Origin of the sequence: Methanosphaerula subterraneus, assembly GCF_052055875.1 — an archaeon.
Classification (GTDB): domain Archaea; phylum Halobacteriota; class Methanomicrobia; order Methanomicrobiales; family Methanospirillaceae; genus Methanosphaerula; species Methanosphaerula subterraneus.
In genome coordinates, this window is record NZ_CP170508.1 from 907,532 (window position 1) to 930,798 (window position 23,267).

Annotated in this window: 24 protein-coding genes; 14 read left to right on the forward strand and 10 right to left on the reverse strand. The window is 55.2% G+C overall.

Annotated features, from left to right (window positions below; translation table 11 throughout):
- Positions 1 to 5: 5 nt before the first annotated feature.
- A complete protein-coding gene (locus tag ACFKSJ_RS04215; protein ID WP_440951010.1) occupies positions 6 to 851 on the reverse strand; it encodes a class I SAM-dependent methyltransferase in 846 nt (281 codons plus the stop codon).
- 559 nt (positions 852 to 1,410) lie between these two features.
- On the opposite strand from ACFKSJ_RS04215, the gene ACFKSJ_RS04220 reads away from it, so the two are divergent.
- The 7 genes from ACFKSJ_RS04220 to ACFKSJ_RS04250 all read left to right on the forward strand — a co-directional run bounded on the left by ACFKSJ_RS04220 (position 1,411) and on the right by ACFKSJ_RS04250 (position 8,910).
- On the forward strand, positions 1,411 to 2,325 hold the full coding sequence (locus ACFKSJ_RS04220; protein ID WP_440951011.1) for an ABC transporter ATP-binding protein: 915 nt from the start codon (positions 1,411 to 1,413) through the stop codon (positions 2,323 to 2,325).
- A 151-nt stretch (positions 2,326 to 2,476) separates the two neighbouring features.
- On the forward strand, positions 2,477 to 4,102 hold the full coding sequence (locus tag ACFKSJ_RS04225; protein WP_440951012.1) for an MFS transporter: 1,626 nt from the start codon (positions 2,477 to 2,479) through the stop codon (positions 4,100 to 4,102).
- Entirely contained in the window at positions 4,102 to 4,980 is an 879-nt protein-coding gene (gene nudC, locus ACFKSJ_RS04230) for an NAD(+) diphosphatase (RefSeq protein ID WP_440951013.1), read from the forward strand. The genes ACFKSJ_RS04225 and nudC overlap by 1 nt, the downstream gene beginning before the upstream one ends.
- A gap of 264 nt (positions 4,981 to 5,244) precedes the next feature.
- Positions 5,245 to 6,387 carry an MFS transporter gene (locus tag ACFKSJ_RS04235; RefSeq protein ID WP_440951402.1) on the forward strand — a complete coding sequence of 381 codons (1,143 nt, stop codon included), beginning with the start codon at positions 5,245 to 5,247 and terminating at the stop codon, positions 6,385 to 6,387.
- 94 nt (positions 6,388 to 6,481) lie between these two features.
- Positions 6,482 to 7,285, forward strand: a complete 804-nt coding sequence (locus ACFKSJ_RS04240; protein WP_440951014.1) for a class I SAM-dependent methyltransferase — start codon at positions 6,482 to 6,484, stop codon at positions 7,283 to 7,285.
- A 153-nt stretch (positions 7,286 to 7,438) separates the two neighbouring features.
- Positions 7,439 to 8,023, forward strand: coding sequence for a pyruvate kinase alpha/beta domain-containing protein (locus ACFKSJ_RS04245; RefSeq protein ID WP_440951015.1), 585 nt, complete (start codon positions 7,439 to 7,441; stop codon positions 8,021 to 8,023).
- Between the two features lie 74 nt (positions 8,024 to 8,097).
- Positions 8,098 to 8,910, forward strand: a complete 813-nt coding sequence (locus ACFKSJ_RS04250; protein WP_440951016.1) for a class I SAM-dependent methyltransferase — start codon at positions 8,098 to 8,100, stop codon at positions 8,908 to 8,910.
- A gap of 725 nt (positions 8,911 to 9,635) precedes the next feature.
- Here ACFKSJ_RS04250 and ACFKSJ_RS04255 read toward each other — a convergent pair.
- Positions 9,636 to 9,818, reverse strand: a complete 183-nt coding sequence (locus ACFKSJ_RS04255; protein ID WP_440951017.1) for a hypothetical protein — start codon at positions 9,816 to 9,818, stop codon at positions 9,636 to 9,638.
- Positions 9,819 to 9,854: 36 nt separating this feature from the next.
- Here ACFKSJ_RS04255 and ACFKSJ_RS04260 point away from each other — a divergent pair, with 36 nt between their 5' ends.
- From ACFKSJ_RS04260 to pspAB, 3 genes are all read left to right on the forward strand, one after another.
- Positions 9,855 to 9,977: a hypothetical protein gene (locus ACFKSJ_RS04260; protein ID WP_440951018.1), complete on the forward strand. Its 123-nt coding sequence runs from the start codon at positions 9,855 to 9,857 to the stop codon at positions 9,975 to 9,977.
- Between the two features lie 252 nt (positions 9,978 to 10,229).
- Positions 10,230 to 11,108 (forward strand): zinc metalloprotease HtpX, encoded by an 879-nt coding sequence (gene htpX, locus ACFKSJ_RS04265; RefSeq protein WP_440951019.1) that lies wholly within the window; start codon positions 10,230 to 10,232, stop codon positions 11,106 to 11,108.
- Positions 11,108 to 11,680: a PspA-associated protein PspAB gene (gene pspAB, locus ACFKSJ_RS04270; RefSeq protein ID WP_440951020.1), complete on the forward strand. Its 573-nt coding sequence runs from the start codon at positions 11,108 to 11,110 to the stop codon at positions 11,678 to 11,680. Before htpX ends, pspAB begins: the two co-directional genes overlap by 1 nt.
- A 57-nt stretch (positions 11,681 to 11,737) precedes the next feature.
- On the opposite strand, the gene pspAA is transcribed toward pspAB, so the two are convergent.
- The 5 genes from pspAA to ACFKSJ_RS04295 form a co-directional block, all read right to left on the reverse strand.
- Complete coding sequence (gene pspAA, locus ACFKSJ_RS04275; RefSeq protein WP_440951021.1) at positions 11,738 to 12,016, reverse strand: PspA-associated protein PspAA; 279 nt, start codon at positions 12,014 to 12,016, stop codon at positions 11,738 to 11,740.
- Positions 12,013 to 12,711: a PspA/IM30 family protein gene (locus ACFKSJ_RS04280; RefSeq protein WP_440951022.1), complete on the reverse strand. Its 699-nt coding sequence runs from the start codon at positions 12,709 to 12,711 to the stop codon at positions 12,013 to 12,015. Before ACFKSJ_RS04280 ends, pspAA begins: the two co-directional genes overlap by 4 nt.
- A gap of 120 nt (positions 12,712 to 12,831) precedes the next feature.
- Positions 12,832 to 13,527, reverse strand: a complete 696-nt coding sequence (locus ACFKSJ_RS04285; protein WP_440951023.1) for an ABC transporter ATP-binding protein — start codon at positions 13,525 to 13,527, stop codon at positions 12,832 to 12,834.
- Positions 13,527 to 14,735, reverse strand: a complete 1,209-nt coding sequence (locus ACFKSJ_RS04290) for an ABC transporter permease (RefSeq protein WP_440951024.1) — start codon at positions 14,733 to 14,735, stop codon at positions 13,527 to 13,529. Before ACFKSJ_RS04290 ends, ACFKSJ_RS04285 begins: the two co-directional genes overlap by 1 nt.
- Positions 14,728 to 15,960 (reverse strand): COG1361 S-layer family protein, encoded by a 1,233-nt coding sequence (locus ACFKSJ_RS04295; RefSeq protein WP_440951025.1) that lies wholly within the window; start codon positions 15,958 to 15,960, stop codon positions 14,728 to 14,730. Before ACFKSJ_RS04295 ends, ACFKSJ_RS04290 begins: the two co-directional genes overlap by 8 nt.
- Positions 15,961 to 16,424: 464 nt before the next feature.
- Between ACFKSJ_RS04295 and ACFKSJ_RS04300 the strand changes: the two genes are divergently transcribed.
- Both ACFKSJ_RS04300 and ACFKSJ_RS04305 read left to right on the forward strand, forming a co-directional pair.
- A complete protein-coding gene (locus ACFKSJ_RS04300) occupies positions 16,425 to 17,249 on the forward strand; it encodes a class I SAM-dependent methyltransferase (protein ID WP_440951026.1) in 825 nt (274 codons plus the stop codon).
- A 637-nt stretch (positions 17,250 to 17,886) separates the two neighbouring features.
- Positions 17,887 to 19,227, forward strand: coding sequence for a kelch repeat-containing protein (locus ACFKSJ_RS04305; protein WP_440951027.1), 1,341 nt, complete (start codon positions 17,887 to 17,889; stop codon positions 19,225 to 19,227).
- A 425-nt stretch (positions 19,228 to 19,652) separates the two neighbouring features.
- On the opposite strand, the gene ACFKSJ_RS04310 is transcribed toward ACFKSJ_RS04305, so the two are convergent.
- Both ACFKSJ_RS04310 and ACFKSJ_RS04315 read right to left on the reverse strand, forming a co-directional pair.
- Positions 19,653 to 20,630, reverse strand: a complete 978-nt coding sequence (locus ACFKSJ_RS04310) for an ROK family protein (RefSeq protein WP_440951028.1) — start codon at positions 20,628 to 20,630, stop codon at positions 19,653 to 19,655.
- A 69-nt stretch (positions 20,631 to 20,699) separates the two neighbouring features.
- Positions 20,700 to 20,978 carry a hypothetical protein gene (locus ACFKSJ_RS04315; protein ID WP_440951029.1) on the reverse strand — a complete coding sequence of 93 codons (279 nt, stop codon included), beginning with the start codon at positions 20,976 to 20,978 and terminating at the stop codon, positions 20,700 to 20,702.
- A gap of 292 nt (positions 20,979 to 21,270) precedes the next feature.
- Between ACFKSJ_RS04315 and ACFKSJ_RS04320 the strand changes: the two genes are divergently transcribed.
- Together ACFKSJ_RS04320 and ACFKSJ_RS04325 are read left to right on the forward strand one after the other, a co-directional pair.
- The gene (locus tag ACFKSJ_RS04320; protein ID WP_440951030.1) at positions 21,271 to 21,984 is read left to right on the forward strand and encodes a TetR/AcrR family transcriptional regulator; all 714 of its coding nucleotides are present in this window, start codon (positions 21,271 to 21,273) and stop codon (positions 21,982 to 21,984) included.
- A 62-nt stretch (positions 21,985 to 22,046) separates the two neighbouring features.
- On the forward strand, positions 22,047 to 22,814 hold the full coding sequence (locus ACFKSJ_RS04325) for an alpha/beta fold hydrolase (RefSeq protein WP_440951031.1): 768 nt from the start codon (positions 22,047 to 22,049) through the stop codon (positions 22,812 to 22,814).
- Positions 22,815 to 22,930: 116 nt separating this feature from the next.
- On the opposite strand, the gene ACFKSJ_RS04330 is transcribed toward ACFKSJ_RS04325, so the two are convergent.
- Complete coding sequence (locus ACFKSJ_RS04330; RefSeq protein ID WP_440951032.1) at positions 22,931 to 23,164, reverse strand: hypothetical protein; 234 nt, start codon at positions 23,162 to 23,164, stop codon at positions 22,931 to 22,933.
- Positions 23,165 to 23,267: the final 103 nt, after the last annotated feature.

Sequence of the window (23,267 nt, forward strand, 5' to 3'; positions counted from 1 at the left end):
GGACCCTACTTCTTTCTCGCAATGAGATCAATGATCGGACGACCGCCGCGTTCATCAAGCAGATCTTCTTCCTTTTGGGAGAGATCCGAATCCTGCTGATGCGTCGAACGAACCTTGAGGAAGAGATCCTTTGGTATGACAACGGTAGTGTACTGCTCAAGCACAAACCCGTTCCTTGAAAGGATCTCCTCTATCTGGGTCTTCGAATAGAGGCGCCGGTATCCATAATATGGCACCTTCTTTCCCTCTCTGGATGTGGTGTATCCCAGGGGTTCAATCTCTGAACTGTCGTGATATTTCCTTCCGCGGACATACTGGCGGTTGGTCTCTGGATCATAATCTTCCGACAGCGAAAACCATTCGTGATCTCCCATTGTCAGGCGCACCAATCCGCCGGCATGCAGGACCCGGGAAATATTCTTAAGAGCAATATCCGGCTCCAGGTATCCGAACACATTGATGAGGATCACCCGGTCAAGGGAATCTCCTTGAATCTCCTGCAGGGATTCCGGATTATTCAGATCACCATGAACATATGAGACCTGAGCCGGGTTCTGCAGGGATCCGAGACGCTTTCCTGCATGTTTCAGAATATCTTCAGAAATATCTGCAATAATGTAGCGCTTTGTCGTTCGCTTCTCGGACAGAACTTTGTTGGCAAGATCCGCCTTTCCGGGCCCGATCTCGAGGATGGACTCTCCAGAACCCAGCCATTCAGCAGTCGCCTCTAGCCAGTCGGGCAGGTTCACGGGACTGGGGAAGATAAAATCATCCCCCTTCTGGGTTGAGATCTTGCCCCAGTATTCACCTTTCGGGCCGGTGGAGGCGATGGTTGTTTTTATTTCAGTCATGATATCACCATTTTTTGATATCAGAACTATGTATCGATGGTATAATGCAATAGAGAAATCAGTAATAATTGCCACATCTCTTCTGATATCTACGCTGTGATCGATTGGGAGCGGTTTCGTCCTCTGCCGTCATAGATGCCGTGCGGATTCCGGGCAGCCCTCACATGCGTGTGATTGTGTTCAAGAAACTTCCTGCTCTGTAGCGTGGGCAATGGTCTTTCTGGCTTGAACTGGAACGGCAGGTCGACTCGTGGTCTGACCATCTGTCGTGGAATCATACAGGATGCAACCTTCGTCGCCTCTGGTCCAGGTCATGCTCCAGCCAACACACCCTGGGCGATCAGACTCTTCCACAACAGTTTTCTGGTACATCCTCGTGGGATTCGCACATGTTTTTTAGCGATGCACCATACGGCCCCTCCGACAGTATATCTTCCGGACGATATTGCCTGAATTATTGAGAAAAAACAGCGCTCCAGACAATACTTGCTGATTTCCGGGATATAAAAAGTCATAATGGTCATACTATGTATCATCCGCTAAAGGGGGCCATGCACGTATGACCAAGATTGAATCTGTGAACGTTACAAAATCGTATAAAATCCGCGATTTGGGGAATGGAAAAAGCCCCGATGCGGATACTGAACTCCTGGCGCTGGACCAGGTTAACCTGGAGATAAAAAAGGGCGAGTTTTTGGTAATCCTCGGTCCAAGTGGTTGTGGGAAATCAACATTCCTCGACATGGTCTGTGGTCTATCGAAACCGGATCAGGGCACCATTCTCATTGACGGAAAAGCCATAGACGGTCCAGGACTTGACCGGGGGATCGTGTTTCAGCAGTACGCCCTCTTTCCCTGGAGAACAGCACGTAAGAATGTGGAATTTGGTCTGGAAGCGCAAAATATCGACAAACATCGGAGACAGGAGATCTCGCAGGAGTACCTGAATATGGTCGGACTCCAGGGTTTTGAGAACCGTTATCCTTATGAATTGAGTGGAGGAATGAAGCAGAGGGTTGCGATCGCCAGGGCTCTTGCATTCAATCCAGAAGTTCTTCTCATGGATGAACCGTTTGCAGCGCTGGATGCTCAGACCCGGGACATCCTTCAGAGGACGCTCCTCCGGATTAAAGCACAGACGGGCAAAACGATACTGTTTATCACGCATAGCATCGATGAAGCGGTATTCCTTGCCGACAGGGTTGCCGTGATGACGGCACGTCCCGGAACAATCAAGGAGATAATCGAGGTCCCGATCTCACGGGAGGAGAAACTGATGGACGATGTGCAGAGCACACCGAAATTCATCAAGACGCGTTATGCTCTCTGGGAAACCCTCAAAGAAGAGGTTGATAAGGCTCAGGAGATCTGCAGATCCTGTCCAGTCGAGGAGTGCAGTTTTGCAGAAAAGGCAGGGGGAAACCTCGCAGGGTTGACCCCCGAGAGCATTCCCCAGAAAGTAAGGGTACAGTAGCGGGCAGGTTGCCCCCCATTTTTGTATCCCCCTTAGAATTAGTGATGCATGGCCATTTCTTCTGATCTGGAATTGTTGGTTCACTGGCTGTTGCGATTCCCGGACTGAACTATCCATTTTTGGACTGACTCCTCTGATATGGAATTTTTTTATGGCAGAAATTACTCAGGAAAAATATCCGATCCTTTCCCCGTTCAGGCAACGGATCTTTCTCGGGATCTGGATCGCTCAGCTGATCTCCAATATCGGGACCTGGATGCAGAATACTGCCGCAGCCTGGATGATGACTGGGCTCGATCCCTCTCCGGTGATGGTGGCACTCGTCCAGACAGCTTCGAGTCTCCCGATCTTCTTTCTGGGAATATCTGCCGGCGCGATCGCAGATATTGTTGACCGCCGCCGGCTCCTGATCGTCACCCAGGTCTGGATGTTTCTCTCTGCAACGGCACTTGCGTTCTTAACTATCACCGGCGCAACGACACCGTTTCTGCTCCTCCTCCTCACCTTTTCCCTTGGAATCGGATCTGCACTGATGATGCCGGGGTTCCAGGCACTCTTTCCGGAACTGGTGAGTCGACGGGAGCTCCCCGCAGCAGTGACCCTGAACAGTGTCTCGTTCAATATCGGCCGTTCCGTCGGCCCCGCCCTGGGCGGCCTCGTGATCGCCATCGCAGGATCCGGGCCGGCGCTCCTCCTGAACGCCATCTCATTTTTTGGTGTAATAGCAGTACTCATTCCCTGGAAACCACAGAAAAAAACCAGTTCGCTTCCAGCCGAAAGTCTATCCAGCGCAGTTCGCACAGGGATCCGATATGCCCGCCATGCGACACCTCTCAAAGCGGTTCTGGTGCATATGGGGGTCTTTATCTTTTTCGGCAGCGCGATCTGGGCACTCATGCCACTTGTCGCACGGTTCGGACTCGACTCAGGGGCTGCCGGCTACGGGATTCTCCTCGGAGCGGTGGGAGTGGGATCACTGATCGGTGCTGCGATCATACCTGGCATCAGACGGAAGGTATCCATCACTATCCTGATTACACTGGCAGAAATTATCTTTGCCGCGGTTACCATCGCCCTTGGCTATCTGCAGTCCCTTCCTCTTCTCATAATTGCAATGATTGCCGGCGGGATCGCGTGGATCGTACTGGTATCCAACTTCAGTGTGATGGCCCAGACCGTCGTACCTTCGTGGGTGCAGGCCCGGGCGCTGGGCATGTACTGGATGATATTTATTGGAGGAATGGCAATTGCCAGTTATATCTGGGGATGCATGGCGGCTGTCACCAGTGTTCAGGCTGCTCTTCTGATGGCCGGTATCGGACTGCTGATCTCACTGCCGATATTGATGAGAATCCCGATAAAGGATGGGCTCACCCTCGATATGGCTCCTGCACTCTGCTGGTCTGAACCGAATCTCGTCCTTGAACCTGAATCAGAGGCGAGGGCGGTATTTGTATCAGGAAAATACCGTATCAAACCGGATCAGAAGCAGGAGTTCCTGACCTTGATGCAGGATCTCGGGCAGCTTCGTCGTAGGGACGGGGCGATGGATTGGAGACTCATCCGCGACATGGAGGATCCCTCGCTGTATATCGAGGTCTTCATCATCGAATCGTGGATCGAGCATCTCCGACAACATGAACGGATCACGATGGCCGATCTCGATCTGGAAAGACGGACCCGGGCGTATCGTGCGGATGGGACGTCCTCTACCGTCCGGCATTTCATATCCGCCTATCCATCTGACTGGAACTCTAAAATTTCAGGAGATCTATGATGAGAGAATTTTCAAATGATGCAGAAGGTCTGAACCATATCGCACGGTTCGCTGCAGATTCGCTTACGAAACAGTATCCCCAACCACCCACCCACCCGGAGGACAGGTGTCTATGGGTGTACACATCGGATAGTCAGGTACAGGTGAGGCATGGTTCAGATACCACGATCTTTTCCAGGTCGTCTCCAGAGCAGTCAGGTTACACGGTGCAGTACATCCAGTATCTCGGTCACCTGGAGTCAACTCCCTGCTATGCTGTGGAAATCTCTCCATCCCTGGAGACCTCCGGAGAAGAGGAGTTTTTCGGGGTACGCGAATTGTTCGGGAAGATCCCGGATGCAGAGGTAGCAGTTGCAGGGCAGGCCGTCCAGATCATCGATTACGACCGTTCGAGTCAATTCTGTGGTAGATGCGGGGCGACAAACCAGCAGCTCACCACCGAACGGGCAAAATGCTGCCCACAGTGCAACCTGATCACCTATCCCCGGCTCTCGCCTGCGATCATCGTCATCGTGAAAAACGAGTCATCTATCCTGCTCGTACAGACGAAGCACGCCCCGCAGGGCAGGTTCAGTCCTGTTGCCGGCTTTGTAGAGCCAGGTGAGACGATTGAACATGCGGTCCACCGCGAAGTGATGGAGGAGACCGGCATCACGATCACCAATGTCCGGTATTTCGCCAGCGAACCGTGGCCTTTCCCGAATTCGCTGATGATCGGGTTTGTGGCTGACTATGCGGGGGGCGAGGTAACACCTGACGGATTTGAGATCGAGACCGCCGGCTGGTTTGATCGCGATCAGATACCAGAATCACCTCTGAAGATCAGCATTGGGCGATCCCTTATTGACTGGTGGATGGCAGGAGGTGACGAGCGGTGAGACAGATCCGCAGGAGTGAAGATCCTGGGAAGAATACCTCCCTTTCAGCAGGAAACGTTACTGCGTCCGGGAAATACGTCTATAGAATATGCAGAAAGGAAGACGGGATCTCTCCTCTGTGGAGGTGCATAAGGATATCGACGTTCCGTTCTCCACACAGTTCAGGTAATCCTTGCCAGATTCTCTACTGATAAACCGCCACTTCTTCAACCTTGAACAATGCGGTTTCTCAAGGGCAATGAGCTGATCATCAGGTTCATGGCTATGAATATCGGCTCTGGGATCGCGATCGGGATGGTAAATTTCATTCTTCCTTTGTTTGCCATGAGCCTGAATGCCTCGACCACTGAGATCGGCCTGATCAAAGGTATGATGGGGATCGGGGATCTTCTCATTGTTCTCCCTGCCGGTCTCCTTATCGATCATTTCGGTTCAAAAAAGATGTACCCCTTTGCCTGCATCTTCGGCGCATTCATGATCGTCGTGATGTCGTACGCACGCTCATCTGTCATGTTACTCGGAATAATGGTCATCTATGGCATCTCCCGCTCGCTGAGAACGACCTCCCTCAATGCCTCTTTTTTTCAGAACATGACTGCCATCGGGATAAAAAAAGGTGGTTGGTTAAAAGGAGCGATGACGATCGGTGCGGCATTTATCGGGCCTCTTCTGGGCGGGGTGGCAATCCAGTACCTGGGATTTTCCAGTTATTTTGTGTTTGCCAGTGCATTTCTTCTGGAACCGCTTCTCATCGTATATCTCATCACTGATGGAAATAGCGGCACAACGATTCAGGAAGGGAAAAAACGCCTAGGAGACACATTCCGGTATTACCGGATCCTCTTAAAAAACAGACTTCTTATCTCTGCAACCCTGACCGAATGCATGAACTCAGCATTTTTCATGACATTTTCAACGTTCATCACCGTGCTGATCGTAATGGATTTCAGGCTGTCCCCTGGCATTGCTGCAATCCTCATCTCTCTGCGGGGAGCTGCGCAGATACTCGTTGTATTCTTCTGCGGCAGGTTGCTCTACGGGAACCATAACCACCTGTACATGCTCAGTTATCTTATGACGATCCTGGGACTGATCCTCTTTGGAACGAGCAGCAACCTTGGGATACTTGCACTTGCATCGATCATTATCGGTGCATTCTCCGGCATGATGACAACACTCACGTTCACCAATGTTGGCACTATCGAGGGCGAGCACGGGAAGATCGCAGGAATATTTGCACTCGGGACCGGTGTCGGCGCAATCTTCGGACCGGTCTACGGGGGGATCATCGGGGATATCTTCGGGGTGCAGGATATTTTCCTGGCGTTTATTCCGATCTTCTGTATTATGGCCGTTTATTATTTCATCGCAGGGAAAAGATCCCCCCAAAACCGTCCTGTAATCTAGCATAATGGGGGCAACTCTTGCTGATTTGTACGGTCTGATACCTGAAGGATACAGAAATAATGTGGATGAATGGATTACCAATGGAGGGTTTTGCATGACCAACAGACTCGCACCATCCGATACCCGGGACCTGGCAGAGCACTATGATCAGACGAGCGATTCGCAGTTCAAAAATGGAATCCACCTCATCACAGAACTCGGGATAAAAAAGGGGGATCGCATCCTTGATCTCGGATGCGGCACAGGTCGTCTGGCGGGATATGCCGGCAGCATAACCGGCGAGACAGGATTTGTTGTCGGTCTGGATCCTTCAGAGCACCGGATCAGGATAGCGCAGGAGAGATCCAGGTCGATCCCCCAGGTGTCATTCCAGGTAGGCAGCGATCTGGATATCAGCAGGTTACCGGGCAACTGGTTTGATGCAGTATACCTGAATTCAGCATTCCACCATATCGAGAGGCATGAGGCACGGAGATCTGCACTGGCTCAGATCCGCCGAATTCTAAAACCCGAGGGAAGCCTTGGCCTGTCGGATCCGGATCAGGCTTCTCCCAGCATCCTGAGAATTATCACTCGCGAGATCCTGGGATACTATGGCATCCATTCCCTGGATGATGACGGAGTTTCATCTGCCGAACTCGAATCGGTGCTCGGGGATACGGGATTTCGGATACGGAAGGTGGAATATATCAAAACACCAGAGCACTATGAGTCCGCCCAGGCGGTGGTAAAGGCTGCCAGTTCAAGCCATTTCGGAAATTATCTCTCGGAGGTACCGGAAGACCTGCGTGATCAGGTCAGGACGGAAATTGTCCAGAAATTATCTGAACTTCAGACAGGTTCAGGTATATCGATGATACGCAGCAGAGTTTTAATGATTGCAGAAAAACTCGGATGACCCATCTTTCCTCTTCAGAGAGGATGGTGGTTCTGACTTCCTTCCTGCGTTTTTTTGACAAAGCCGGCAGTATTTGCTGGTTGACTCATCTCTTTTGGTCATCCGGTTCTACAGATCCTCGAGTACTATATGCTCATACCAGGAGGTTTGGAGATGGTCAAAAAAACAATCACCTATTTTGAAAAAAGCGGCAGTGCAAATACAGAAGCAGTCCTTGCCGTCGTCAGTGAGAGACTTGACGAGGGGGATATCAAAAATGTCGTTGTCGCCAGCACGAGTGGCGCCACCGGGGGAACATTCGCCCAGGCACTGGGGAAGAAGACCAACCTTGTGATCGTATCCACAAAGCCTGGTTCGAAAACGCCGGGAGTCTGGGAGTTTGATCTCGCGAACAAGAAGGAGATAGAGAGACTGGGTGGGAAGGTGATTCATCAGTCCCACGCTCTCTCCGGACTTGAGAAGAGTTTTACCGATAGATTTTCAGGAATTTCCCACAGTGAGGTTCTGGCGGAGTCATTAAAAACGCTCTTTTCTCCGGGGACGAAGGTGGCAGTCGAGATCGCCATAATGGCCCTGGATGGGGGTGGCATTACACAGGAAAAGACCATCGTGGTCGGAGGGACAGGGGCAACCGGCAGAGGCGCCGATACTGCGCTTGTCGTTCTCCCTGCGCATACGAACAATTTCTTCGATCTTCACGTCCTGGAACTGCTCGCCAAACCCTATACCAAAGACTAACAGGAATCCAGGAATACGGCGATCCAATCTGCCGGTACTTTACCCAACAAGATAATGATGCGGAGAAAGAGAGAATGACCAGAACAATAGTTGACCATGATACAGCAGGCTTGGCCGAACGGTATGATCAGGTCAGTGACGGCCAGTTCAATAACGGGCTCACTCTCATTGCAAACCTGGGCGTGAAGAAAGGACAGAATGTGCTCGATATCGGATGCGGAACCGGCCGGCTGACCTCCCGTGTGGCAAAGATCGTTGGTGATACCGGACGGGTCATCGGTATCGACCCTTCCGAAGAGCGGATAGAGATTGCCAGAAGAAATATCCCAGATTCACCCAGATCAAATATTTCTCTGGAGATTGGGGATGCGAACTCCCTGTATCACTTTCAAAACAACAGTTTTGATATTGTCTACCTCAATATCGTGTTCCACTGGATTGACAATAAAAAAGATGCTCTCTCCCAGATCTATCGGGTCCTCAAACCCGGAGGGCTTCTGGGGATAACAACAGGAAATAGGGATCAGCCATACACCGTTAAGATCATCGCCGATAGGATTCTTGCACAGCCAAAGTATGCGAGGTCTGCAAAACGAGGGGGTTCATCGAGTAAACCGGTCAATGTGCTGGAGATGGTCTCCCTGTTACATGCTACCGGTTATTCCATACTTGATATCACCACAGAAAAAGATCCACGCTACTTTGAAAGTCCTCTCAAATGTCTCGAATATGTCGAGGCGAGTACCAGCGGAACCTTTCTATCTAATGTACCAAAGAACCTGAAGAGATCTGCACATGAGGAGATCCAGACTGAACTGAAAAAACATGTCACAGTCAGGGGAATAGAAAATGTGTACAATACCATCTTTGTCGTAGCTGAGAAATAATTAATCTGCGCTTCAGCGAGGAGTATTATATTTTCCTGGACACATTTTTCCCTTAATCCAGTAGTTCACTCAATCAAGTAAACACCCTTGATATATCATTGATCCTTGAGATCAGAGCAGATTACAACGATCACTCCTCTCTCACTCCGTCCCTAAGGGTTTCAAAGAACGAGGGCCAAGCCCGCACTCATGTATCATTCTTCAACAGGATCTGGGGAGTACTCTCAGGGGTTCCCCAATTCTCGGAGATACCGAGAACCTGCCAAGCCCTTGTTGTATCGACAGGATGTGTCAGGATCGAGCGATCGGTCCTGCTGGATTTGAGTGGAACCATCATTCATTCTTTTTCATGAATAAAAGAATCCTCGATCAGCACGCCGAACAGGTCGGAGATCCGGTCGGCAAGGTTGAGAGAAGGGCCATAACGCTCGTTCTCGACGCGATGATGATGTGTCTTGTGACCCCGAGTTATTCTGCCAGTTTTCCTGCATCAGGTTGTTGACCGCCCGGAAGATTCTGAGGGAATCCTTCATGGCCCGTTCCCACGGAGGGGGTGCGAGTAGTAGATGGTGGTCACGATATGAACGATGGCGAGGGTGATGAGAAAACCCGCGATAGCGAAGACGGCCTGGTTCGGAGTTCTGGCCCGGGCTGCTGATGACGAGGATGAGACCGATGATCGCGATGAGGATTGAAGTGATGTTCAGGGTCAGGTTTGCGGTCTTCTATTCAACGAACCTGGTCCACTCGTCCTCGATGATGGAGTCGACGCCTCTATTCAGCAGGGAGATGAGGGCAGCACCGTCGAGGAACGAAAAGAGAGAGAGAGACCGCCACGTTGCCTGTCCCCACACCATATATAACGCCGGGGTGGCATGGCTCTTCTGCAGGGGATATTCCGCTCTCATAGGGCCTAGATCGCAATGATTCCCAGGGTCATCAGAATGCTTGCACCAATCCAGATCTTCGTCTGCGTGAACGGGATGGATATCGCAGTATCCTGGAACTGGAATGAGACAATGAAGCCTGTATTGATGATGTACAGGATCATGCCAGACGAGAACTGAGTGCCGGGGCGAAGCAAGGAAGCAGAACACGTTGCAGTGCAGACAAGCCGGCGGTCCGGCGCCCAACCATGAGAGGTGTCGGGCTGATAATGAGATCGTTCGGCCCCTCCCCGCATAAGCATCTTATATGAGGATGTCGTCAGTATGCTCTGTGTCAGTATCCGGACAGGTATACTGCCTGGACCGTGCCCGCCGAGATCTCCTCGGGCCGGCGGGCTGATACCGGTCCATGGAGATCGAGGGGTGAACGCAATGATACGCTGGCCACGAGACTGGGGACTGCAGGTTAGGATGATCGTGACAGTCCTGCTGCTCGCAATTGTCTACGTGCTCTTCATCGCGGTCCTGATATCCCTCGGCATCGAATCGCTCCTCCTGCTTGCCATCGTGGCCGTGATCCTCATCGTCCAGTACTTCTTCTCGGATCGGATGGTCCTCGCCTCCATGGGGGCCCGGATCGTCGAGGAAGCGGAGGAGCCGCAGCTCCATCAGACCCTGACGCGCCTCTGTGCGATCACCGGGATGCCGCAGCCGAAGCTCGCCATCGTGGACTCGACCGTCCCGAATGCATTCGCCACCGGGCGGAGTCCCGGCGCATCGGTCGTCGCGGTGACCAGCGGCCTCGTCCGCATGCTCGACCAGGAGGAGCTCGAGGCCGTGATCGCCCACGAGCTCAGCCATGTGAAGAACCGCGACGTCATGGTCATCACCCTGGCGAGTTTCCTGTCGACCGTGGCCTTCGTGATCTTCAGAAACTGGTTCCTCTTCGGCGGAGGTGGAAGGAGAGATGACAAGAGTCTCTGGATCCTCCTGCCGATCGTCGCTGCCGTCGTCTGGGCCGCGAGTTACCTCCTGATCCGGGCTCTTTCACGGTACCGGGAGTTCTCTGCGGACAGGGGATCCGCGCTCATAACGGGACACCCCTCCCACCTCGCCTCGGCGCTCACAAAGATCAGCGGGCTGATGGAGCGGGTTCCGACGAAGGACCTCCGGGAGGTCGAGGGGATGAACGCCTTCTTCATCATCCCGGCCATATCGGGCAGCTCGGTCTTCGACCTCTTCTCCACGCACCCCTCGGTGGAGGCGAGGCTCGCCGCACTCGGAAAGATGGAACAGGAACTGGAGGGCTGATGGGATTCCGGGACGCCCTCGATGCCCTGCTCGGCACGACCCGTCTCCCCGAGGCGGACACCGATCGCCTCTTCGCGATCTCCACGGCCACGGTCACGATGCAGACCTCGCTGGATATGAAACCGTCCGGAAAGGCTGCACTCTGCTTCAAGCCCATCGAGTCCTCGCGATACGAGGCCGTCAGGACCGAGATCGAAGAACTGCTCCAGTACAGCTGCAAAGAGACCGGAAGCACCTGCCGGCTCGAGACGGACACGTACCGGTTCACCTGGGTGATCCTGGAGGACCCCGACTTCGAGGACCTTGTCGCGGGCATCCACCTCGTCAGCCAGACCCTGATCGAGCGGAGCTTCGGGACCTATCTGCTCTGTGCGGTCTACGCCTTCGACGGCACAGAGCGGGTGTACTGGATCTACAACTTCAAGCAGGGGTCGTATTACCCCTTCATCCCCAGGACAGGCACGACCCGGGATACCGCGTACGAGTTCAGACTGCGGTCCCTGATGGAACGGGAACTTCCGATCGAGAAGGAGGTGGAGCGATGGTATCCTCTCTGGGGCATACCCCTGTAACGGCCCGGGGGGGCCGCCCGCTCCGTCATGCACCTATGAAGAACCGTCCCGACCGAATCATCCCTCGAAGATACCGGTACCTGTAAAGACCGCCCGGGCCTCGGCGAGGGTCATGTTCGCGGGGGGCACGATGATGTCGGATTCGACCAGCATCGTGTCGTCGACCGGCTTTCCTTCCCGCTCTATCGCCCCGATGAGTTCGGCCAGGAGTTTCCTGTACTCCGGTTCGTCTCCCTTCTGCACGTGTTCGACGATCCTGTTGTCGAGTGCGTTCAACGTGTCGAAGAGGCTGCTGTTCACGAGGAACTGTCCCTCCCCCATGATCCGTATGATCATTTGCCTTCCTCCGTCTTCATCTTCGAGAGTTCCGATTCAATAGTGCTCGTCGCGCTGATCTTGCTCAGCTCGCGATCGATGTCGTCCTGCTTGCCGGTGAAGTCCTCGAGCGTCCCCTGATCGATCAACTCGTCCAGGGCAGACGACCGGGCCTTCAAGTCGGCTGTCTTGTTCTCGGCCCGCTCAATCGAGACGCCGATGTCGGCCATCTCCTCGCTGATGCCAGAGACCGATTCGCTGATCTTGACCTGGGCTTCTGCAGCGGAATACTGGGCCTTGATCGTCTCTTTCCGGGTCCTGAAGATCTCGACCTTCGTGGAGAGGCGCTTCTCTGCGGCGACCAGTTTCTCCTGCTCCCCCTCCAGCCCGGCGATCTCCTGATCGAGGCTCGCGATCTGGGAAGTGATGGCGTTCTTCCGTTCGAGCGCGAGCCGGGCGAGATCCTCCCGGCCGGCCCGGACCGCCTCGCGGGCCTGTTTGTCGAGCACGTCGGCGTTCTGGAGGAGTTTCCCCCTCTGCAACTCCAGCCGCTTCTTCGAGGTCGCGACGTCCACGACACCCCGCTTGACGTTTTGCAGCAGTTCGAGCTGCTTCTCATACGAGTAGTCGAGCGACTCCCGGGGATCCTCCGCTGCGTCGATTATCTTGTTCATCTTTGCCTTGATCACAGTGCTCATGCGGTTCAATAAACCCATTCTCTTCTCCTCCTGACCTCATCGTTCCATTCATGCGATTGATCGGACTACCTGGCGAGCAACAAGATATACTTTTTGCCTGCCGGCAGGGACAGGGCCTTCCGCATATCTCGACCGGTCTCACCCAGCGGTATCCGGCATCTCTTCAGACTCCTCCGCGACTCGCCCGTCGTGCAGCCGGACCACCCGCCCGAAGTAGCGCCGGTGCGCCTCCTCGTGGCTGACCATCAGCACCGTCTGGCCGAGTTCCCGGTTGATCGAGGCGAAGAGGTCGAGAACCATGGTGGAGGCCCGGCTATCCAGGTTCGCACACGGCTCGTCCGCAAGGAGGAGGGCCGGCGAGTTGACGAGCGCCCGGGCGATGGCGATCCGCTGCTGCTCGCCTCCGGAGAGCTCCGCCGGCAGGTGGTCCGTCCGCTCCTCGAGCCCCACGCGGCGGAGGAGATCGGTCGCCCGGATGGTCCCCTCCCGTTCACTGAGCCCGAGCGCGAGCGTCGGAAGGACCACGTTCTCAAGCGCGGTCAGATCCGGGACAAGGGCGTAGTCCTGGAAGATGTACCCGATCCTCGTCAGCCGAAAGAGCGTCCGCTCGTCGTCCGAGAGGGCGAGGACATCGGTCCCCTGGATCGATATCGACCCCCCGCTCGGTTCGTCGAGGAGGCCGATCAGATGGAGGAGGGTGGACTTCCCGCTCCCGCTCGGGCCGAGGAGGCCGACGAACTCCCCCTGTCGGATCTCGAGCGTGACCCCGTTCAGGGCGTGGACCGCGACCGCACCCATCTGGTAGGTCTTGCTAAGACCCTCCACCCGGATCATCAGGCCGCCTTCATCGCCGAGAGGATGTTCTCGCGGGTGATCCGCCATGCCGGGACGAACCCCGCGATCATCGAGACTGCGAAGAGCCAGCCCATATTCTCGACCAGTGTGACCGTATCGAACTGCGGCACGACCACTCCGTCCGGGAAGACAAGCGGGTGCGCCGTGAACCAGACGCCGAGGAGTCCGACCATTAGGAGGCCCAACAGGGTGCCGAGGGCGCAGATGACCAGCACCTGGATCAGGTACGACCGAACGATGATAGACGGGTGGATCCCGATCGCCTTCAGGATCGCGATCTGCCTCCGCTGGTTCATCGCCTTGATCGTGATCACAATGAAGATCACCACGGTCGCGATCACGAGGCTGACCAGCATCGAGATGGAGTTGATGATATCGAACGTCTCAAGGGACTCCTCGACCGTACTCGTGATCGCCTCCTGCCAGGTCTTCACCTCCTCCTGCACCCCGGCCTCGAGCAGGGCGGTCTTGACCTTATCCACATCAGCGTCCGTGTCAACCCGGACCAGGACTTCGGTCACCTCGTCGACCTTCGAGCCGAGGACCGACTCAAGTTCGTCCCGGGTGATGATGGCCGAATAGTCGACAAAATAGGACTTAGTGTCGAACACCCCCTTCACCACGTACTCCCGGGTCGCCCCGTTTGCGAAGGCAACCTCGATCCGTTCGCCAACCACGACACCGCCGAGGGAGGCGAAGAGGTCCTTCCTCGTGTCCTCATTCCCGGCGACATACTGTCCGATCAGGATCTCGCCCCGCTCCCCGCCCGAAAAGAACTCTCCGTCCTTCATGTGTTCGTGAATCTTCGTCACCTCGACCTCGTTCCGCGGGTCGATGGCGGTCACCGGCACAGAGACTGCACGGTTCCGGCCCGAAAGCGTCGCCCCGATGCTGTACCGGCCGGAGGCGCGGCGGACCCCGGGGACCCGGTTCACGGTCTCGAGCAGGGCATCGGCCCGGCCGATGTACTGGTCGCCCTCCATGGGCCGTATCTGGAGGTCCGAGGTCTGGAAGTCGATCGTCTGCTGGTTGAAGAGTTCGACCGACCCCGAGATGATCGAGGGGAGCAGGATCATGTTCGTGAAGATGAGCCCAATGATCGCCACGTTCAGCAGAAGGCTGGTCCGGTTCCCGCGGGCGAGGGAGCGTGCGGCCAGGTAGAACGCGACCCGCTCCCGTTCAAGCATGGGAGACCCTGCCCTTCCGTCGCCACCACGAGATGAGGACGACCGCCCCGATCAGCGCCGCGAGGACCAGTACCCCGGTCGCCACCAATGCATCGCCGGACGGAGCGACCGAGAGGCGGAGGACCCGCATGGTTGTATGGCTGCCCCAGTCATCCTCGTACGTGGCGTTGAACGTGTACTCGAACTCCCCCGCCCGGTCCGCCGTCAGGGTGAAGACCGCCGGGGCGTTGGACCCGGGCCGGACGGTGCCGACGAAGGCCTCCCTTGTGCCGGTCAGGGGGAGGTCGATCCGGGCCGAGACCGCCCGAGCGTCCCCGGTCCCGGTGTTGTCCATCCTGACGACGAGGTCGACCTCGTCCCCCTGCCGGACCCGGACCGGGTCGGTCTTGACCGACGCGATCGAGAGGTCGCCCCGGCCCCGGAGGTCGACCCCGAGCGTCTCCGTCCCCTCCACCCGGGTCCCGTCAACGGCTGTGTAGGCCACCTCGACCGGGAGTTCGTGCAGCCCGGTCCCGGCCGACCGGTCGACCTGGAGGTCGAGGGTGAAGGTGTGGTTGGAGCCGCGGGGGGAATCGGGGAAGTGGACCGTGCGCGAACCGATCGGAATGAGCCCGGTCCCGTTTCCCCCTCCAATCCGGAGGAGGACGTCGGTTGCGTCTCCAGTTCCGGTATTCTCGAGGGAGACGCCGATCGTCGCCAGGTCCCCGGGGGCGAACGGGCCGACCGTCGACTGGGAGAGGACCAGGGCGGGCTGGCCCTTGCCAGCGAACGGAGTGTTGACGTTCACGGTGATCGGATACTTCAGTGTCCCCCCCTCATCGAGCCGGACGATCAGGACCGGGAAGAAGACCCCGGCGTACGACGGTGCCTCGATCAGGAAGGGGAGGGTGATCGACTGGCGGGGCCCGAGCTCGCCCTGGTATTGCCGGTCGCCGCCGAGGACGCGGATATCCCGACCGCCGTCGAGCGTGACCAGGTCGATCACCGGGTTGATCTCGGTGCTGGTCGAGACCGTGGAACCGGTGCCGGAGCCGGAGGACTCGGTCTTCACCGACCCGCTGGCGGTGTTCGTCAGGGTGATGCTGATAAGCCCCTGGTCTCCGGGCATCAGCACCTGGGGGCTCATTCGGACATCCGAGACGATCACCGAGGGCAGGTCGGCGCTTACAGGGATGACCAGCATCGCCGTGAGAAAGAGGAAGAACAGGCAGGAGCAGAACGGCATCCCATCACCTCGGGGGAGACGCCAGCCATCGTAGCCCCCTGACACCTCAGGATGATTTCGGTGCAGCCAGGTGCTGTGTCGCATAACCCGAGGATATCCTCATCTCATAGATAAGAGTTGCGACGTCTCCGTCAGCCATGCATGTCAACGATGGGGACAGCCGTATAGTGGTACTCACAATTGGAGTGCACATGAACGGCTGGTTAAGAGCGCAACGCCGGATCAGGGCATTAGTCAAGCCGGCGCCGGTATCGGGATGGTTAGCGTGCCCAGGTGCCTTGAACGGGGCGTTCCGGTTCCGACATGTTGGAAGCCGGTACCGGATAGTGATCAGGGCTGGATTACCGAACCCGGCGATAGCAACGAGAAAAGGCGGCAAAGGAATTATCAGACGTGCAGATGAATTACTCTTCTCCATGCGGTAATGCATTGCTCAAGAAGCAGTGGAGAGAGGACTGGAAACAATGGAGATCGAAAAGATTCAATTAAAGAAGGAGAATGAAACGTACCTCCATACGCTCTACGGCAAGGCGCTGGACAGCCGTACAGACAACCCGATCCTTGGCGATACGTTCGCTGACGAAGTAGTCCGTCACATTGACTTTGATTTTGAGAGATTGAAGATCCCGAAGGGCTCCTCGATCTCCGTCCCGATGAGGGCCAAACACCTGGATCAATGGTCCAGAGAATTCCTTGCCGCCAACCCGGACTCGATTGTGCTGAACCTGGGATGCGGCCTGGACAGCCGCGTCTTCCGAATCGACCCTCCAGCCGGCATCCGCTGGTATGACGTCGACCTTCCCGATGTGATCGAGCTGCGAGGGCGTCTCTATCCAGAGCGGCATGATTCCATACTGATCGGCTCTTCGGTCACCGAACCAGGATGGCTGGACGGGATACCGGGAGACAGGCCTGTTCTCGTCGTCGCCGAGGGGCTGTTACAGTACCTTTCGGAAGATGATGTGACAGCGCTGTTCAACCGGATAACCGAAAAATTTCCAGGCGGCCAGTTTATTTTTGACGTCTATAGCCGGCAGATGAACAGGCTTGTCATGCTCCTGGCCAGTTCCAGGAAGTCAGGCGTCTCCCTTCTCTGGGGTATCGACGACCCCCGGGAGTTCGAAGAGCGTGTTCCACGCCTCAAGCTGGTCACGGTGGTCCCCTTTTTGACCATGCCCGAGCTCGTCGAACGAATGTCGCCATCACGGGCCGGGAGAATGATGCACGGTGTCTTGGGGCGTATTCCATTTGTACAGAGGATGGTCAGGCATTTTCGTTATACATTCTGACCTGAAAAATCCGATATTACGGCTCTGGAGAGATCGTATGGCAGCCGACCCCACGAACTCAACGTAACTCCTGATCCATGGGTCAGGGCACCGATCCTGCCGGCGCCGGCATATTTTTTGAGCCGGATGCGTTGAAGGGGTTCAGCATTCCCCTGCTGATGCTGGTCGGAGAGATAGATGAATAGACCTCCTCTCGTCATCATGGACAGATCATCCTGGATTGGATTCCTGAAGGACGGAGGTCCGGACAGGATTATCCATAATTCCGGCAATCTATCATCCCATTCGTGGATTCTATGACACATCCGGTGTTCCTTTCACAGGGCTCGGTCGGCCCTGATCATGAACGTTTTTTTATAGGACCTGAACGCCGAGGTTCTTTTTTTTGTTGCATCTGAGTTAGGCTGAACAATACGTTTCAGCATCGTATGCTTGCTTCAAAGTTTTGGTGTCACACTTCTCCATCTGAAATTTTACCGTCATCACTATCTCCAGTTTTTCAGGATCAGGCTCATTCAGCATCCAGAACATCACCATAGGAACAACCTGCCAAGTAACCGATCAGAATTACGGAATGTGTATAAGTATTGGGATTTTTTATACACTCATGAATGATCACTTCACAAACAATCCTGTGATGACAGGGTGCATATTCATTGCAGCCCTTCTCCTGCTTGTCGGGACTGCCAGCGCTACTGATGGACCAGTAGCAGCGTTCAGCGGCACCCCGGCTTCCGGCACATCACCCCTTACCGTAAACTTCACCGACCAGTCGACCGGAAGCCCGACCGGCTGGTCATGGTTCTTCGGCGACGAGACCTATGCTCAACCCTGGACGAACGTGAATGCGAGTTCCGGGTGGACAGGTCGGAACAGCCAATCAACTGTCGTGATGCCAGACGGAAGCATCGTCTTGATGGGCGGTGTGGATGGGACTGAAGTCATCCTATTCAACGATACCTGGCGGTCGACCGATAACGGCGCTACATGGGTGGAGATGAACGCAAGTTCAGGGTGGTCGAAGCGGCAGGGACATTCAGCGGTCGCGATGCCGGACGGAAGCATCGTACTCACAGGTGGCCAGGACAATAGCACCAACTGGAACGATACCTGGCGGTCGACAGATTTCGGCGCAACATGGACGCTGGTGAACGCGAGTCCCGGGTGGTCGAAGAGAGCCTTTCACAGTAGTGTTGCGATGGCGGACGGAAGCATCGTACTCATGGGTGGTTTTAACGGCAGCATTGAGTTTAACGACACATGGCGGTCGACCGATAAAGGAGCGACGTGGAAGCAGGTGAATGTGAGTTCCGGATGGACGGGGCGGGACAGCCATACCTCGGTCGGGATGCCGGACGGAAGCATCATACTCATGGGAGGTTTTGACAATACCACCGTATTTAACGACACTTGGCGGTCGACCGATAGCGGCGCAACATGGAAGGAGATGAATGCGAGTTCTGGGTGGACGAAACGATGGAGTCACAGCAGTGTAGCGATGCCGGACGGCTCCGTCGTACTCATGGGCGGTACTGACGACCTCACCTATCTGAACAATATGAACGACACATGGCGATCGACCGATGACGGCGCAACGTGGATGCAGGTGAATGCAAGCCCCGGGTGGTCGAAAAGAAGCGGACAGAGCAGTGTAGCGATGCCGGATGGCAGCATCATACTCGTGGGCGGCGGGGACGCTACCACCTCATGGAACGACATATGGCGGCTCCAACCCACCGGGTCATCACAAAAGAGCCCGTCACACGCCTATTCCGCTCCGGGAACCTATCCGGTAGCATTGCAGGCGTTCAATGACGTCGGGTACAACAGTACGCGAAAGAATGGTTACATTACCGTTACGTCCCCGGTTCCGGGAACGACTACCCGGCCCTCCGGGCCCTCGCCACTGATGGACGCCATCCTGATCATCGCCGCAATCGCGGCACTGGGTGTAACAGGGACCATTCGCCACCGGTGACGACTCTGCCGGCAGACCTGGCTCCGGGACAATTATGATGAGATAGAAGAGGAAAACATTCAACATTTTTTGGAGAACTGATTCTGTTCTGCGACGCAGGAGCACCAGTCGGCCAGTAGTCCAACCGGATGGCCTGGATCGCCGATGATGAACAGGTCCCGACTGGCCGGATGAGTGCTGACGCGTTCTCCTGAGTCGCCGGACGGACGTCCCCACGAACTCAGCATAACGCCAGGTCAGGGCACTGGTCCTGCCAGCATCGGAATGGTTTCGAGCCCGGTTGAACAGGGTCAGCGTTCAGATCCTGATGCCTGTCGGGGAAAAAGATGAATATCCGGCTCTGTTGAAATCCTACCCCCAATACAGTGTCATTTTCATCATAAGAACACGTGAAGCGAATAGGGTACAGGATTTCAACAGAACCGTCATTCCAGAGATCCAAATGGTGTATCATATCCATGGGCAATGACCGACGCACCAAGGAGCGGTGCAAAGCCGGAAAGACTGCTCACGGTCAACCGCGGCATCGGCAGATAACAGTCTGCATACTGTTCAATCGGGGGAATGATCAGATCCTGGTTGTTCAGAACGACAGAACCGTCGAGGACGATGGTATCTGGGTCGTAGGCAACAATGATGTCGGAGATCCCCCGGGCATTAATTCGGCCGAGTTCATGAATAAACTCACATTCGTCAGGATCCCCTTGTTCCCGTATGGAGTTGAAAACATCCCTGGCAGAGAGTATTTCCGGATCTCCAGACGAGATTCCCTGTTTCCTGCGCCACTCCTGGTAGAAACGAGGCAGAAACCTGCCGGATGCATATCCTTCCCAGTGTCCCTTCCGACCACACCCGCAGGTCAGGTTATACTGGTTGTCCACGAACAGGTGACCCACCTCTCCGGCGTTTCCGGAGCGACCTGAAATGATCGTTCCCTGTGCAAGTATCCCCGCCCCGATGCCGGTCGAGATGGTCACATACACAAAATTATTTGATCTCTTTCCTTCTCCGAAATATGCCTCTCCCAGGAGACCTGCACTGCAGTCGTTGACCAGTCGTACGGGAAGGTTGAACTCGGCGCTGAGAGGATCTGAAAGGGGGATGATATCGAGGGGAACGTTCGGGGGGTGCACGATCGCAGAGTGCGATCTGTCGATGGGCCCCATCGCCCCGATACCGATTCCTGCTGACGTCTCGATCTCCTGATCTGAAACCAGTGAATGAATTGTCCGGATGATGAGGTCGGAAATGATCCCAGCATCTGGCAGATCTTTCGGAAGCCTGGAGACGCTCAACCGTTCGATCTCTCCGGTCCGGGTTACGAGCCCGACACGGAGGTTGGTCGCCCCGAGGTCGACTGCAATGGCGGTATCAAAATGTTCGGTTCTGTCGTCGGATGTCACGTGAAGCCTCCCCTTTTCCAGGATCTCCAGGAACGGATGATCAGTATCATCCCTGATCCGGGATAGATGCTATGGAAGAGTATTCCATAAGCGATGAAACCGGGAGTCGGTCAAAGCCACCTTCTCTTCTGGAAAAAGGGTAATATTCGTAGAGATGCCGTTGTCCAGGTCGCCACCGGGTTCAATCCGGACCCGCCTGTTCCCGGCAGTGATCTCCCGTCCCAGGGCTTGTGCCATCACGCTGGAATTAGAAGATCTCAGGATCTTCTTGGGCTTGTGGGTCTCCCGGAGGGAATCAGCAACAATCACCTTCTTTCCATCGATACGTCCCTCGTTCACCGGGAACATGGCCAGACCAAGTCATGTCGTTGATGGTTGTGTTTCCCCCTCCAGTGGGACTGTTAGTGTCATCGTTCTGGAGGCCTGACTACGGCTGACCCAATTTTCAGGAGATGGGTATCCGCGTGGTCATCCGCCCAGGTAAAACCACCGAACCGGGTGCTTGAGTACCTCAGGTTTTTGGAGAAGGAGAGGGACAAGGCGCTGGAATAATCCCGATTCCATTATTTCGAAATATTAATAACCTATACCAACTTTAGGTTATTTGCATAACCGACAGTTATATTGATAAACTACAGTTATGGAGTTGGTGATTACAATGTCATTCCAGGAATTAATCGAAAAAGAGCGGGAGCAGCGACGTTTGTACATTCTCGATACCGCGGAAGAGCTCTTCTTTGCAAAGAGTTTTACAAGCGTCTCCATGGAGAAGATTGCAAAAGAGGTCGGGCTGAACAAAGCTACCCTGTACCTCTATTTTGAGAACAAGGATCACTTACTGTTCGCAATCATCCTGCGCAAGATGAAGGAACTCATCGCACGCTACGAAGACAAGGTAATCCAAGACGTTTCAGGCAGGGAAAAATCCCGGCTGCTGGGAGAGACGTCTCTTAATTTTGCCCGCGAAAACCCGGAGTATTACCGGACGATTGGTGCTGTCGGACCTGAAATCTTCAAAGATACCGACAACCCGCTGGTAAAACGGATCTTCGAACTGCTGGAAAAACAACTCGGGATGCTCCGTGATGCGCTTGCCGAAGGCATCGCGGATGGTACCGTACGGGACGATCTTGATCCCCTGGAGATGGCAGTGTATCTCAGTCTCATGAGTACGAGTGTCATCTCCCTGCAACCGGGCTGGCAAAACGTGCTGGCGACCGGGGGGATCGGGTTCGATCGGTTTGTTGCCGATTACCCCCGGTTTATTGCAAGTGCGGTTGAAAAAACGGCAGGAAAGCCAGAGTCTCCTCCTGCGGCTATACAGAAAAAAACCGGGCCGGAGGTTAAAGAATAATCGTATAAAAAAAAACAACAGGTCCCTCTGTCGAGTGGATACTGTAAAAATGGAGGGGAAAAATGCCAATAGTCCATGGAAATAATATCGATATGTATTACGAGATCCACGGAAAAGGAGAGACACTGGTCTTCATCCCAGGATGGGGAACGGAGATCACTACGGTCTCTGCACAGATCGCGGATTTCGCCAAAAAATTTCAGGTGATCGCCATCGATAAGCGGGGAACCGGCAGGACTGACAAGACCGATGAACCCTATTCGATCGAGCAGATGGCCGATGATACCATCGCGCTTCTGGATGCTCTGGGCATCCACCGTGCCCACATCCTCGGGATCTCCATGGGGTCGATGATCGCCCAGGTGATCGCAGCCAGATATCCCGATCGGGTCAACGGCCTTGTGCTGCACCTCGGATTCACCCGGATCCCATTCGCGATAAAAGGAATGATGACCCTGATGCGATACCTGCCAGGCTCGAAGAAGAAGGTGGATGAGGGGTCGGGATGGATATTCGGTCAGAAGTATCCACCGACACCGGAGTCATTCCGCAGGCAGGGTGAAGCGGTCGCACAGTTTGACGGCAGAAAGGTGATCGGGATGATCCGGGCACCCACCCTTATCGTAAACGGGTCGAAGGACCAGTTCGTACCGTTGAAGATCGCTCATGAACTTGCTGAGGGAATCCAGGGGTCAAAACTGGTTCTTTTTGATGGAGACCATACGATCGCGAGGACACAGCCGGAGTTGCTCCTCACGCAGGTGGCCGGGTTCCTGGCAGGGGTTGATACCACGAATTCTGATAACTTCATACAGAAATCAAATGGATGATCCAACCGGCACTTACGTTCACTCGGAAAACGCTGTGGCACCGCCCCGGTAACGGCCGGCACTGGCTGGAGGTCTGCCACCGTCGTTCTCCCGAGTCGCCGGCCGGCCCCCTGAACTCAGCATAACACCAGGGTCAGGGCACAGGTCCTGCCGGCGCCGGCATCGGTAGGGTTTTGGACTCGGGATGAATTGAGTAGGGTCAGCGTGACGGTTCCGATGGCGTTCATCTGCTCCCCGGAGAAAATAGAACGAGCGAGGAGCGCCAGTCCCCCGTTCATGAGGGCGACTGCCGAAACACTGAGGAAATCATGCCCCACGCCAGGCTTCAGATACTTGACGGCCAGACCCATGATGTCAGCCCGGCAGTCCTGACGCCGGTACTTGCCGGGTTCTTCTAAGAAGGTAGTGCTTCCCCATCGATGCAGCGCAACTTTTTTTTACCGGTTCATTCAT